The sequence below is a fragment of the Streptomyces sp. NPDC058662 genome, assembly GCF_042716255.1.
Classification (GTDB): domain Bacteria; phylum Actinomycetota; class Actinomycetes; order Streptomycetales; family Streptomycetaceae; genus Streptomyces.
Genome location: NZ_JBHXRU010000001.1, coordinates 109,278 through 121,912, shown reverse-complemented (window position 1 = coordinate 121,912; position 12,635 = coordinate 109,278). Strand labels below are relative to the sequence as shown.

At 69.6% G+C, this 12,635-nt stretch carries 8 protein-coding genes; 5 read left to right on the top strand and 3 right to left on the bottom strand.

The window, feature by feature from the left end:
- Positions 1-42 precede the first annotated feature (42 nt).
- Complete coding sequence (locus ACFWUQ_RS00570; protein ID WP_384531169.1) at positions 43-1,074, top strand: alanine racemase; 1,032 nt, start codon at positions 43-45, stop codon at positions 1,072-1,074.
- Between the two features lie 30 nt (positions 1,075-1,104).
- Here ACFWUQ_RS00570 and ACFWUQ_RS00565 read toward each other — a convergent pair whose 3' ends face one another.
- Together ACFWUQ_RS00565 and ACFWUQ_RS00560 are read right to left on the bottom strand one after the other, a co-directional pair.
- Positions 1,105-2,565 (bottom strand): glycosyltransferase family 87 protein, encoded by a 1,461-nt coding sequence (locus tag ACFWUQ_RS00565; RefSeq protein WP_384531168.1) that lies wholly within the window; start codon positions 2,563-2,565, stop codon positions 1,105-1,107.
- 87 nt (positions 2,566-2,652) lie between these two features.
- Positions 2,653-5,229, bottom strand: coding sequence for a transglycosylase domain-containing protein (locus tag ACFWUQ_RS00560; protein ID WP_384531166.1), 2,577 nt, complete (start codon positions 5,227-5,229; stop codon positions 2,653-2,655).
- 274 nt (positions 5,230-5,503) lie between these two features.
- Between ACFWUQ_RS00560 and ACFWUQ_RS00555 the strand changes: the two genes are divergently transcribed.
- The 3 genes from ACFWUQ_RS00555 to ACFWUQ_RS00545 all read left to right on the top strand — a co-directional run bounded on the left by ACFWUQ_RS00555 (position 5,504) and on the right by ACFWUQ_RS00545 (position 8,618).
- Positions 5,504-6,109, top strand: a complete 606-nt coding sequence (locus tag ACFWUQ_RS00555; RefSeq protein ID WP_384531165.1) for a helix-turn-helix transcriptional regulator — start codon at positions 5,504-5,506, stop codon at positions 6,107-6,109.
- Positions 6,110-6,158: 49 nt separating this feature from the next.
- Positions 6,159-7,241: an inositol-3-phosphate synthase gene (locus ACFWUQ_RS00550; RefSeq protein WP_384531164.1), complete on the top strand. Its 1,083-nt coding sequence runs from the start codon at positions 6,159-6,161 to the stop codon at positions 7,239-7,241.
- A gap of 108 nt (positions 7,242-7,349) precedes the next feature.
- Positions 7,350-8,618 carry an MFS transporter gene (locus tag ACFWUQ_RS00545; protein WP_384531163.1) on the top strand — a complete coding sequence of 423 codons (1,269 nt, stop codon included), beginning with the start codon at positions 7,350-7,352 and terminating at the stop codon, positions 8,616-8,618.
- Positions 8,619-8,681: 63 nt separating this feature from the next.
- Here the strand turns inward: ACFWUQ_RS00545 and ACFWUQ_RS00540 are convergent, their stop codons facing one another.
- The gene (locus ACFWUQ_RS00540; RefSeq protein WP_384531162.1) at positions 8,682-10,148 is read right to left on the bottom strand and encodes a CCA tRNA nucleotidyltransferase; all 1,467 of its coding nucleotides are present in this window, start codon (positions 10,146-10,148) and stop codon (positions 8,682-8,684) included.
- A 185-nt stretch (positions 10,149-10,333) separates the two neighbouring features.
- On the opposite strand from ACFWUQ_RS00540, the gene ACFWUQ_RS00535 reads away from it, so the two are divergent.
- Positions 10,334-12,598 (top strand): DUF6049 family protein, encoded by a 2,265-nt coding sequence (locus tag ACFWUQ_RS00535; protein WP_384531161.1) that lies wholly within the window; start codon positions 10,334-10,336, stop codon positions 12,596-12,598.
- Positions 12,599-12,635 lie beyond the last annotated feature (37 nt).

Sequence of the window (12,635 nt, the reverse complement as noted above, 5' to 3'; positions counted from 1 at the left end):
CCGCTGCACCACGCAGCCATTCAGGAGAGGTTCCGGACGGGCATGGCGCTCACGCTCTACGTCGACACCGCGCGCTGGCGTGCGCACCAGAAGCAGATCCAGGACCAGTTCCCCGGGATGGTCCCGGTCTGCAAGGGCAACGGGTACGGCTTCGGCCACGAGCGGCTGTGCGAGGAGGCGACCCGGATGGGCGCCGACGTGCTGGCCGTGGGGACCACGTACGAGGCCGCCAGCATCAAGGACTGGTTCGGCGGCGACCTGCTCGTCCTCACCCCGTTCCGGCGGGGCGAGGACCCGGTTCCGCTGCCCGACCGGGTCATCCGCTCCGTGTCCTCGCTGGACGGGGTCCGCGGTCTGGTCGGGGCCCGTGTGGTCATCGAGTGCATGAGCTCGATGCGCCGCCACGGGATCTCCGAGCAGGACCTCGGACAGCTGCACGCGGCGATCGAGGACGTCCGGCTGGAGGGCTTCGCCCTACACCTGCCGCTCGACCGCCCGGACGGCTCGGACGCCGTGGAGGAGGTCATCGGCTGGATGGACCGCCTGCGGGCGGCCCGGCTGCCGCTGCACACCATGTTCGTCAGCCACCTGCGGGCGCAGGAGCTGACGCGGCTCCAGCAGCAGTTCCCGCAGACCCGCTTCCGGGCCCGCATCGGTACCCGGCTGTGGCTGGGTGACCACGAGGCGACCGAGTACCGGGGCGCGGTGCTCGACGTGACCCGGGTCGCCAAGGGCGACCGGTTCGGCTACCGCCAGCAGAAGGCCGCCTCCGACGGCTGGCTGGTCGTGGTGGCCGGCGGCACCTCGCACGGCGTGGGCCTGGAGGCCCCCAAGGCGCTGCACGGCGTGATGCCGCGTGCCAAGGGCGTCGCCCGGGCCGGCCTGGCCACGGTCAACCGGAACCTGTCGCCGTTCGTGTGGGCGGGCAAGCAGCGCTGGTTCGCGGAGCCCCCGCACATGCAGGTGTCCATCCTGTTCGTGCCCTCGGACGCGACCGAGCCCAAGGTCGGCGACGAACTGGTGGCGCACCTGCGGCACACCACCACCCAGTTCGACCGGGTGCTCGACGCCTGATCACGGCCTGATCGCGGCCGGTCCCCCGGGTCAGTCCCGGGGGGCCGTGCCCCAGTCGACCCGCTGCCCCTCCGAAGGCGCCGCGTACCGCGGCGCCTTCGCCGCGTCCGACAGCACGAACACATCCTCAGCGCCGTCCAGGACTCCGCCGGACGGGTCGTCCGAGCCGTCCCGGCGCACGACGTCGCGCTCGGGCATCAGGATGTCGCGGACGATCACCGCGCACAGGTAGAGCGTGCAGAGCAGGTGGGCGGCGATGGCCAGCTGGTAGCCCTCCACGGGGAGCCCCTGGTGCTTGTCCCCGCTGGACGTGTAGGCCAGGTAGAACCAGATCCCGAGGAAGTAGGCGACCTCGCCCGCCTGCCAGATCAGGAAGTCCCGCCAGCGCGGCCGGGCCAGCGCGGCGAGCGGGATCAGCCACAGCACGTACTGCGGCGAGTAGACCTTGTTCGTCAGGATGAAGACGGCGACGACCAGGAAGGCGAGCTGCGCGAAGCGGGGGCGCCTCGGGGCGGTCAGCGCGAGCAGGCCGACGGCTCCGCACAGCAGGAGCATCAGCCCGGTGGCGTACGTGTTGGCGTCGTCGAGGGGATGGCCCGAGCGCTGGGAGATCAGCAGCCACACGGACCCGAAGTCGATGGGGCGCTCCTGGCTGAAGGTGTAGAACTTCGTCCAGCCCTCCCAGGCGAAGAGCATGACGGGCAGGTTCGCCAGGAGCCATGCGGCCGCCGCGGCGAGCGTCGCCGCGCCGAACGCGCGCCACTTCCCGGCCCGCCAGCACAGCACGAACAGCGGCCCGAGCAGCAGGACCGGGTACAGCTTGGCGGCCGTCGCCAGGCCGATGAGGACGCCGAAGAGCACCGTCCGGCCGCGGGACCACATCAGCATCCCGGCGGCGGTCAGGGCGATGGCCAGGAGGTCCCAGTTGATCGTCGCGGTGAGGGCGAATGCGGGGGCGAGGGCGAAGAGCAGCGCGTCCCAGGGCCGGCGGCGGTGGGTACGGGCGACACAGACGGCGATGACCGCCGCGCAGGCCATCAGCATGCCGGCGTTGACCATCCAGTACATCTGCTCGCGGTGCTGCATGGTGCCGCTGCCCGGGGTCAGCCAGGAGGCGATCTCCATGAAGAGACCGGTGAGCACCGGGTACTCCAGGTACTGCATGTCGCCGGGTAGCCGGTCGAAGTAGGGCGTCAGGTTGTCCGCGAAGCCCCGTACCGCGAACAGGTGCGGGATGTCCGAGTAGCAGGCGTGGGTGTACTGCGAGGCGGCTCCCCGGAACCACGCCCATTCGTAGCAGGGCAGCTTCTGCACCATGCCGAGCGCGAACATGCCGATGGCGAGGAGGGCCACGACCCGGACCGGCCCCAGCCAGTGGAGCCCCAGCCGGGCGTGGCGGCCCATCGGTCCGCCGATGAACTCACTGCCCGCTGCGGCGACCTCGTCCTGCTGGGTGGGCAGTACGGGGCGGTCCTCGTGCACCTTCGTCATGGGCTCATCCTGCCGTACGGGGCCGGGCGCGGGGGAAGGCCGCCGCATCGGGTGCGACGGCCTTCCTCGGTACGCGTGACGGGCGGGTCAGCCACCCATTCCGGTGGGCCACCCGGTGGGTCGGCCGGGCCGGCCCGTACTGGTCGGGGACGGGCTGCCGGAGGGTCCGCCGTCGTTCCCCCCGACGGCCCCGCCGTTCGTGGTGCCGGTGTTGGTGTTCCCGCCGGCGGTCTCCGGGTCGCAGTACAGCTCCCACGGCTTGCAGGTGGGCTTGCCGCCCCGGGACGGGGACGGGGTGGGCGACGGTGAGGGGCTCGACGGTGTCGGCGTCGGGGTGGGCGACGGCGGGGCCGAGGGAGTCGGGGTGGGGGAGGGGGCGCCGGAGGCGTCGGCGGTGACGCCGATCTCCTCGGGCTCGGGGAACGGCTTGGCCGGGACGCCCTTGAGCGCTTCGCGCATGTACTCGGTCCAGATCACGGCGGGGATGTCGCCACCGTGGATGGAGTCGGTGCCGCCGACCCCGTTCATGGAGAGCAGTTCCTTCTCCGCCGAGTTGGGGTCGGTGCGGAAGAGGGTGACGGAGGTGGACAGCTCCGGGGTGTAGCCGACGAACCACGCGGACTTGTTCTTGTCGGTGGTGCCGGTCTTGCCCGCGGCGGGGCGGCCCAGCGCCTTGGCCTTCTTGCCGGTGCCGTTCTGGACGACGTTCTCCAGGACCTTCGTGACGTTGTCCGCGATGGAGTTGTCCATGGCCCGCTGTTCCTTGGGCTTCTCGAAACCGGCGACGTCCTTGCCGTTCTTCTTCACGCTGATCACCGAGTACGGCTCGTGGTGCGTGCCGGAGGCGGCGAAGGTGGCGTACGAGTCGGCCATCCGGATGGCGCTCGGGGTGGAGGTGCCCAGGGCGAAGGAGGCGTCGTCGTTGGGGTTCATCGACTCCTCAAGGATGCCGGTCGCCTTCGCCACCTCGCGGACCTTGCTGTGGCCGACGTCGAAGACGAGCTGGGCGAAGGGCACGTTGATGGACTTCTCCATCGCCTTGTTCAGGTCGACGTAGCCGAAGGCCTCGGGGCTCTCGTTCTTCTGCTTGAACGGCTTGCCGGACGCGTCGTACAGCGGCTTGCCCTGGCGGTTGGTGATCACGGTGAGGTCGTCGGCCTGGTACTTGCTCTCGACCGAGAGGCCCTCGCCCTTGGAGTTCTGCGTGCCGTACTGCATCGCCGCCGCCAGCACGTACGGCTTCCAGGTCGAGCCGACCGGGACACCCATGGTGTTGGCGTTGTTGGTGAAGTGCTTCTTGTCCCAGCCGGGCCCGCCGTACAGGGCCACGATCGCGCCGCTCTTCACGTCGACGGAGGCGGCGCCGAACTGCACGAAGGTGTCCAGGGTGGGGCGCTTCTTCTCGTCGAGGAAGTCGTTGCGGGTGTCCTCGACCGCCTTGACCAGGGCTTCCACCCTCGGCTTCTCGAAGGTGGTCTTGATCTGGTAGCCGCCCAGGGCCATCTCCTCGGCGGTGATGCCCTTCGTCTTCATCACGTACTGCTTGGCCGTCTCGACCAGGTAGCCGATCTGGCCCGACATCGCGCGGGCCTGCTCGGATTCGACGCGCGGCGGGAAGTCGGCTTCCTTGTACTTCTCCCGCTCGGACTTCTCCATCCGGCCGACCTCGACCTGCCGGTCCAGCACCCACGCCCAGCGCTTCTTGGCCCGCGCCTCGTTGGCTTCGGGCGTGGCCGACGCGCCGATGCCGCCGTCCGGGTTGTACAGGTTGGGGCCCTTGAGCACGGAGGTCAGGAAGGCGCTCTCGGAGGGGGTCAGGTTCTCGCAGTCCTTGCCGAAGTAGGCGCGGGCGGCCGCCTGGATTCCGTAGGCGTCCCGCCCGTAGTAGGCCGTGTTGAGGTACCCGGCGAGGACCTTGTCCTTCTCCTCGGAGACACCCAGCCGCAGCGCGATGAAGAGCTCCGTGACCTTGCGCTTGAGCGTCTGGTCGGAGTCCAGGTAGGTGTTCTTCACGTACTGCTGCGTGATGGTCGAGCCGCCCTGGGTGGAACCGCCCGTGGCCATGTTCCACACGGCCCGGCCGATGCCCATCGGGTCGACGCCCTTGTCCGTCTCGAAGGACTCGTTCTCCGCGGCGATCACCGCGTCCCTCATCGAACGGGGGATCTTCTCGATGGGCACGATCTGGCGGTTCATCGAGCCGCCGGTCGCGACCATCTGCTCGTCGTTGGCCCAGTAGAAGACGTTGTTCTGCGCCTCCGCCGCCAGGTTCGGGTTCGGCGTGTTCACCATGGCGATACCGATGCCGGCCCCCGCGATGATCACCGAGAAGAAGCCCAGTACCGTACCGCCGACCAGCTTCCAGGACGGTACGAAGCGCTTCCAGCCGTCCCGGTCGGACCGCGGGTAGTTGATGAGGCGACTGTCCGGGCGGCGGCCGGGCGTGCCTGCGCCTCTGCCCCGGGCCGCCGGCCCTCTCTGGGCTCTGCGGGCCCCGGCACGGCCCCCCGGGGCCGGCTGCGGGGCGTACGGGCCGCTGGGTGACGCCGTGGGCACGTCACGCCGGGCGTCGGCGCCCCGGCCGGGGCGCTGCTGGTCGGCCCGGCGGGCCGAGGCACGTCCGCCACCCTGGGGCTGCGGCGGTTTGCGGCGGTGCTCGCTCATCGAACGACTACTCCTCGGGCAGGCGAGTGGCCTGGAAGCGGCAGGTGAATTCCGGTTCCCCCGGTGTACTGGCGCACAGACTACGCACGCTCAAAACCCCAACAGTGCCGAAGTTCACCCCAAATCAGGCAACTTGCCTCGTACGAATTGGTGATGTGACGCCGGTCACCACGTCTCCACTTGTCGCTGGACGCGGCCCGTTCTATCGTCTGGATGTATCGAGCCGATACATCAGCTCGGTATAACGACTCAGAGTCGGAGGAGGGACAGGCGGATGAGCAGGCGCTCAGGCATCCTCGAATTCGCCGTCCTCGGCCTGCTCCGTGAATCCCCCATGCATGGCTACGAGCTGCGCAAACGGCTCAACACCTCGCTGGGGGTGTTCAGGGCGTTCAGCTACGGCACGCTCTACCCCTGCCTCAAGACGTTGGTGGCCAACGGCTGGTTGATCGAAGAGCCGGGCAGCGCTCCGGAAGACGCTCTGGCGGCTTCACTCGCAGGGCGCCGCGCGAAGATCGTCTACCGGTTGACGGCGGCGGGGAAGGATCACTTCGAGGAGCTCCTTTCCCACACCGGCCCCGACACCTGGGAGGACGAGTCCTTCGCCGCCCGCTTCGCCTTCTTCGGTCAGACCGAACGAGAAGTGCGGATGCGGGTCCTGGAGGGCCGCCGCAGCCGGCTGGAGGAGCGCCTGGAGAAGATGCGCGCCTCACTGGCCCGGACGCGGGAGCGTCTCGACGACTACACGCTTGAGCTGCAGCGACACGGTATGGAATCCGTGGAGCGCGAAGTTCGCTGGTTGAACGAGCTCATCGAGAGCGAGCGGGCGGGACGGGATCAGAGACGACAACCCGGTCCGTCCGACGAAAGTGCAAAGTGAGGCCTGCATCTCGCAGGCCTCGTCCGAGAACAAACAGGGAGCAACCGGAATGGGTTCGGTTCGCGTAGCCATCGTCGGCGTAGGCAACTGCGCCGCCTCGCTGGTGCAGGGCGTCGAGTACTACAAGGACGCCGACCCGGCGGCCAAGGTCCCCGGTCTGATGCACGTCCAGTTCGGCGACTACCACGTGCGTGACATCGAGTTCGTCGCCGCGTTCGACGTCGACGCGAAGAAGGTCGGCCTCGACCTCTCGGACGCCATCGGCGCCAGCGAGAACAACACCATCAAGATCTGCGACGTCCCGAACGCCGGTGTGACCGTCCAGCGCGGCCACACCCTGGACGGCCTGGGCAAGTACTACCGCCTGACCATCGAGGAGTCCGCCGAGGCTCCGGTCGACGTGGTGCAGATCCTCAAGGACCGTCAGGTCGACGTCCTGATCTGCTACCTGCCCGTCGGCTCCGAGGACGCGGCGAAGTTCTACGCCCAGTGCGCCATCGACGCCAAGGTCGCCTTCGTCAATGCCCTTCCGGTCTTCATCGCCGGCACCAAGGAGTGGGCCGACAAGTTCACCGAGGCCGGTGTCCCGATCGTCGGCGACGACATCAAGTCGCAGGTCGGCGCCACCATCACGCACCGCGTGATGGCGAAGCTGTTCGAGGACCGCGGTGTCCGTCTTGAGCGCACCATGCAGCTCAACGTCGGCGGCAACATGGACTTCAAGAACATGCTGGAGCGCGACCGCCTGGAGTCGAAGAAGATCTCCAAGACGCAGGCCGTCACCTCGCAGATCCCCGACCGCGACCTCGGCGAGAAGAACGTCCACATCGGCCCGTCCGACTACGTGGCGTGGCTCGACGACCGCAAGTGGGCCTACGTCCGCCTTGAGGGCCGCGCCTTCGGCGACGTCCCGCTGAACCTTGAGTACAAGCTTGAGGTGTGGGACTCCCCGAACTCCGCCGGTGTCATCATCGACGCGCTGCGCGCGGCGAAGATCGCCAAGGACCGGGGTGTCGGCGGTCCGATCCTGTCGGCCTCCAGCTACTTCATGAAGTCCCCGCCGGTGCAGTACTTCGACGACGAGGCCTACGCGAACGTCGAGAAGTTCATCAAGGGCGAGGTCGAGCGCTAGTCACGCGCTCCAAGCGTCCTTCCGGACACCTGGACTTCGGCTGGTCTTCCGCGGAGGGTCCCCGGGCAATATGCCCGGGGACCCTCCGCGTGTGTGACCCTTTCCCTCATGCCTGTCGTACGTGACCTGCGCGTACTTCTGCGCCTCAGGGACTTCCGGAATCTGCTCGCCGTACGGCTGTTCTCCCAGGCCGCGGACGGCGTCTACCAGGTCGCGCTGGCCACCTACGTGGTGTTCTCCCCCGAGAAGCAGACCTCGCCCGCGGCCATCGCCTCGGCGATGGCGGTCCTGCTGCTGCCCTACTCCGCGATCGGCCCCTTCGCCGGCGTCCTGTTGGACCGCTGGCGGCGCCGCCAGGTCTTCCTCTACGGCAACCTGCTGCGGGCCTTCCTCGCCTGCGTCACGGGCATGCTCATCGTCGCGCAGGTCCCCGACTGGCTCTTCTACGCCTCGGCGCTGTCCGTGACCGCCGTCAACCGCTTCGTCCTGGCCGGTCTCTCCGCCTCCCTCCCCCACGTGGTCGGAGCCGACCAGCTGGTCACCGCGAACGCTCTCTCCCCCACCGCCGGAACCCTCGCGGCGACCGCGGGCGGGGGACTGGCCTTCGTCGTACGGCTGCTCGCGTCCGATTCCGACGCCCTCGCCGTACTGCTCGGAGCCGGCCTCTACCTGTGCGCGGCCCTGGTCTCCCTGCGACTCGCCGCCGGGCTCCTCGGCCCGGACCACCCGGCCGGGCGGCGGGATCCCTCGGTCATCGAGGGGGTGGCCCTCACCGTCCGCGGGATGGCCGCCGGCCTGCGCCACCTGGCTGCCCGGCGGGAGGCCGCGCGGGCGCTCACCGCGATGACCCTGATGCGGTTCTGCTACGGCGCGCTGACCGTCATGCTGCTCATGCTCTGCCGCTACTCCTGGTCGGACAACGAGTCCGACGGACTGGCGCTGCTGGGTCTCGCGATCGGCGTCTCCGGGGCCGGGTTCTTCACGGCCGCGCTCGTCACCCCGTGGCTCGTGGCCCGGCTCGGCGCGCTGGGGTGGATCACCGCCTGCGCCGCGGGCGCCGCGGTCCTGGTACCGACCCTCGGCCTCTTCTTCGCCCCCGGCCCCATGCTGGCCGCTGCCTTCGTCCTGGGACTGGCCACTCAGGGCGCGAAGATCTCCACCGACACCGTCGTGCAGTCCGAGGTCGACGACGACTACCGGGGCCGGGTCTTCTCCCTCTACGACGTGCTGTTCAACGTCGCCTTCGTGGGCGCCGCGGCCGTGGCCTCGCTCGTGCTGCCGACCGATGGGCGTTCCGTGGTGCTCATCCTGTCCGTGGCCGCCCTGTACGCCGCCACCGCGCTGATGCTGCACCGGCAGGGGCGACGTTTCACGTGAAACATCGCCCCGGACCGCCGTCCCCGGTCGATGTTTCACGTGTAAAATAGACCGGACCCGGGTCTAGGCCTGCGCGGCCCACCACTCCTTGAGCGCGGCGACGGCCGCGTCGCGCTGCATCGGCCCGTTCTCCAGCCGCAGCTCCAGGAGGAACGCGTAGGCCTTGCCGATGGCCGGCCCCGGGCCGACGTCCAGCACGGCCATGATCTCGTTGCCGTCCAGATCGGGCCGGATCGCATCCAGCTCCTCCTGCTCCTGGAGCTGCGCGATGCGCTCCTCCAGCCCGTCGTAGGTCCGGGAGAGGGCGTTGGCCTTGCGCTTGTTGCGCGTCGTGCAGTCCGACCTGGTCAGTTTGTGCAGGCGGTCCAGCAGGGGACCGGCGTCACGCACATAGCGCCGCACCGCGGAGTCGGTCCACTCGCCGTCGCCGTACCCGTGGAAGCGCAGGTGCAGCTCCACCAGCCGGGACACGTCCTTGATCATGTCGTTGGAGTACTTCAGCGCGGTCAGGCGCTTCTTGGTCATCTTGGCGCCCACCACCTCGTGGTGGTGGAAGGAGACCCGCCCGTCGCTCTCGAACCGGCGGGTACGCGGCTTGCCGATGTCGTGCAGCAGAGCCGCGAGCCGCAGCACCAGGTCCGGGCCGTCCTCCTCCAGCGCGATCGCCTGCTCCAGCACGATCAGCGAGTGGTCGTAGACGTCCTTGTGCCGGTGGTGCTCGTCACTCTCCAGCCGCAGCGCCGGCAGCTCGGGCAGGACCCGGTCGGCCAGGCCCGTGTCCACGAGCAGGCCCAGGCCGGTGCGCGGGCCGGCCGAGAGGATCAGCTTGTTCAGCTCGCCCTGCACCCGCTCCGCCGAGACGATCTCGATCCGGTCGGACATGGCCTTCATCGCCGCCACGACCTCCGGAGCGACCTCGAAGCCCAGCTGGGCGGCGAAGCGCGCGGCCCGAAGCATGCGCAGCGGGTCGTCGGAGAAGGAGTCCTCCGGAGTACCGGGCGTACGCAGCACACCCGCCGCCAGGTCCTCCAGGCCGCCGTGCGGGTCGATGAACCGCTGCTCCGGCAGGGCCAGCGCCATGGCGTTCACGGTGAAGTCGCGCCGTACGAGGTCCTCCTCGATCGAGTCGCCGTAGGCAACCTCCGGCTTGCGCGAGGTGCGGTCGTACGACTCCGAGCGGTACGTCGTGACCTCGATCTGGAAGTCCCGTACGGCGTCCCCGACGCGGGCGGTCTTCTGCGCCCCGACGGTGCCGAAGGCGATGCCCACGTCCCACACCGAGTCGGCCCAGGGCCGGACGATCTTCAGAACGTCCTCGGGGCGCGCGTCGGTGGTGAAGTCGAGATCGTTGCCGAGACGCCCGAGCAGCGCATCGCGGACGGACCCGCCGACCAGGGCGAGGCGGAAGCCCGCCTGCTGGAATCGGCGACCGAGCTCGTCGGCGACAGGGGCGATCCGCAGCAGTTCACTCACCGCGCGGCGCTGCACCTGACTCAGGGCACTGGGGTTGTCTTCGTTGGCGTTCGGCACAACAGAAAAGGGTACGTGCCCGGCCCGGCGCGGGCCGCCTCGTTTTACGGTGACCCCGGTGCACCGCCGCACGCACGCTCGCCGATCATGTGGAGCAAGGGGCGGCACTCGCGCACAGCGGGCCTCGTTACCATGCCAGGACGCACATACGACTACCACTGACACTTCGAGGGACGGGCTAGCGCGTGGCCGAGGCGGCAGACATCCACGGGGCGTCGCCCGCCCCTGTCCGGCGCCGGTGGCTGCGGCGCGCGGTGATCCTGCTCGCCGGGACGCCGGTGCTCGCCGCCCTGATCTACGCTCCCGCCCCAGCGGCCCAGGCGGCTCCGTCCTCGGCCGTCGACGTCCAGCTGCTGAGCGTGACACCGGCCGCTCCGGTCAAGGGCGACACCCTGACGATCTCCGGCTCCGTGGTCAACAACGGCTCGGAGACGATCACGGACGCCCATGTGGGCCTGCGGGTGGGCCCTCCGCTGGCGGACCGGTCCTCCATCGACGAGGTGGCGGAGCGCGGCTCCTTCCGGGCCGGCATCGACGCGGGCGAGGTCGACCCGGCCTACGCCGTGCAGATCCCCGCGCTTCCCTCGAAGATCGGCCGGGAGTTCACCCTGCGGGTCCCGGTGGACAAACTGAAGCTCGACAAGGACGGCGTCTACCAGCTCGGGATCTCGCTGTCCGGTGAGACCGACAGCCGTCCTTCGGAGCAGGTGCTCGGGATCAGGCGGACGTTCCTGCCGTGGCAGCCCGAGGCCGCCGCCAAGCGCTCGAACCTCACCTACCTGTGGCCGCTGATCTCCACCACGCACCTCACGGCCGAGACGGGCTCGGACGAGGTCCAGACCCCCGTCTTCCTCGACGACGCGCTCGCCCAGGAGCTCATGCCGCAGGGCCGCCTCGGGCAGATGGTCTCGCTCGGCAAGGAACTGCCGATCACCTGGGTCATCGACCCCGACCTGCTCTACACGGTCGACGCGATGACCAAGGGCTACCGGGTGCGCCTGCCGGACGGCAAGGCGGTCCAGGGCAAGAACAAGGCTGTCGCCGAGCAGTGGCTGAGCTCCCTGGAAGCCGCCGTGCAGGGCAAGAAGGTCGTCGCCCTGCCCTTCGCCGACCCCGATCTCGCCTCCCTCGCTCACCAGGGCAAGGACGTCTCGGGCACCCTGGGCCAGCTGCGGCCCGCCACCGACAAGGCGAAGCAGGCCGTGGAGACGGTCCTGCACGTCCCCGCCTCCACCGACTTCTCCTGGCCTGTGGACGGCGCGATCGACCCGGCGATCGTCAACGTCGCCACCTCGGCCGGCGCCCACAACGTCCTCACCCGCAGCGACAGCCTCTCGGAGACCGGGGCCCTCGGTTACACCCCCTCGGCCGCCCGGCCCATCGGATCGGGCACCACGGCGGTCGTGGCGGACGCCGAGCTCTCGACGGCTTTCGAGGGCGACATGCTGAACGCCGCGAACTCCACCTTGGCCGTGCAGCAGTTCCTCGCGCACAGCCTCGCCCTCAACCTGCAGAAGACCGACGAGCAGCGCAGCTTCGTCGTCGCCCCGCAGCGGATGCCCAGCGCCAGCCAGGTCCAGACGATGGCGACGGCCGTACGCGGCCTCCAGGCCGCCCGCTGGACCCAGCCGGCGGATCTCGATGTCGCGGCCGCCGCCAAGCCCGACCCCGGTGCGGCCACCCAGGTACCGGGCGCCGGCCAGTACCCCGAGGCCCTGCGCAAGCAGGAGCTGCCGGTGGCCGCCTTCGAGCAGATCCGCACCACCCAGAACACCCTCGATCACTTCAAGGTGATCCTCGCCGCCCCCGACCGGGTCGAGATCCCCTTCGGCAACACCACCAACCGTGAGATGTCCACCTCCTGGCGCGGCCGTCCCGAGGAGGCCCGGCGCTACCGGAACCAGGTGCAGGACTACCTGATCAGCCTGACCGAGAAGGTCAAGGTCGTCCCCAAGTCGGACGCCACCCTCTCCGGGCACAGCGCGACGATTCCCGTCAGCGTCCAGAACAGCCTGGTCCAGGACGTCCACGGTCTCGTGCTGCGGGTGAAGTCCGCCAATCCCACCCGCCTGATGTTCGGCAGGAGCGGCCAGGCGGAGCAGGAGGTCACGGTCCAGGGTGGGCACAGCCAGACCGTGAAGTTCACCGCCAACGCCACCGCGAGCGGGCCGGTGCTGGTGACCGCCCAGCTCTTCACCACGGACGGCGTCCCCTACGGCAAGGAACGCAAGTTCACCGTCGAGGCCACCGAGATCACCCCCACCGTCATGCTGGTCATCGCCGGCGGTGTGCTCCTGCTCGTCCTGGCGGGCATCAAGATGTACGCGAGCCGCAAGCGCGTCGCGGCGCGTGCGGCCGCCGAGGAGAGCACGCAGCAGAGTGACGAGTCCCCGGACACCGGACCGCAAAGCACGGACCCGTCCGGCACGGGTGAGACAGTGGACCGTTGAGCGACGCCGTGGCCGGTCGGCCTGGGGACGATGAGGT

Coding starts and splice junctions, on each gene's coding strand:
- ACFWUQ_RS00570 (WP_384531169.1), top strand. CDS start 43: ATGGCGCTCACGCTCTACGTCGACACCGCGCGCTGGCGTGCGCACCAG.
- ACFWUQ_RS00565 (WP_384531168.1), bottom strand. CDS start 2,565: ATGACGAAGGTGCACGAGGACCGCCCCGTACTGCCCACCCAGCAGGAC.
- ACFWUQ_RS00560 (WP_384531166.1), bottom strand. CDS start 5,229: ATGAGCGAGCACCGCCGCAAACCGCCGCAGCCCCAGGGTGGCGGACGT.
- ACFWUQ_RS00555 (WP_384531165.1), top strand. CDS start 5,504: ATGAGCAGGCGCTCAGGCATCCTCGAATTCGCCGTCCTCGGCCTGCTC.
- ACFWUQ_RS00550 (WP_384531164.1), top strand. CDS start 6,159: ATGGGTTCGGTTCGCGTAGCCATCGTCGGCGTAGGCAACTGCGCCGCC.
- ACFWUQ_RS00545 (WP_384531163.1), top strand. CDS start 7,350: ATGCCTGTCGTACGTGACCTGCGCGTACTTCTGCGCCTCAGGGACTTC.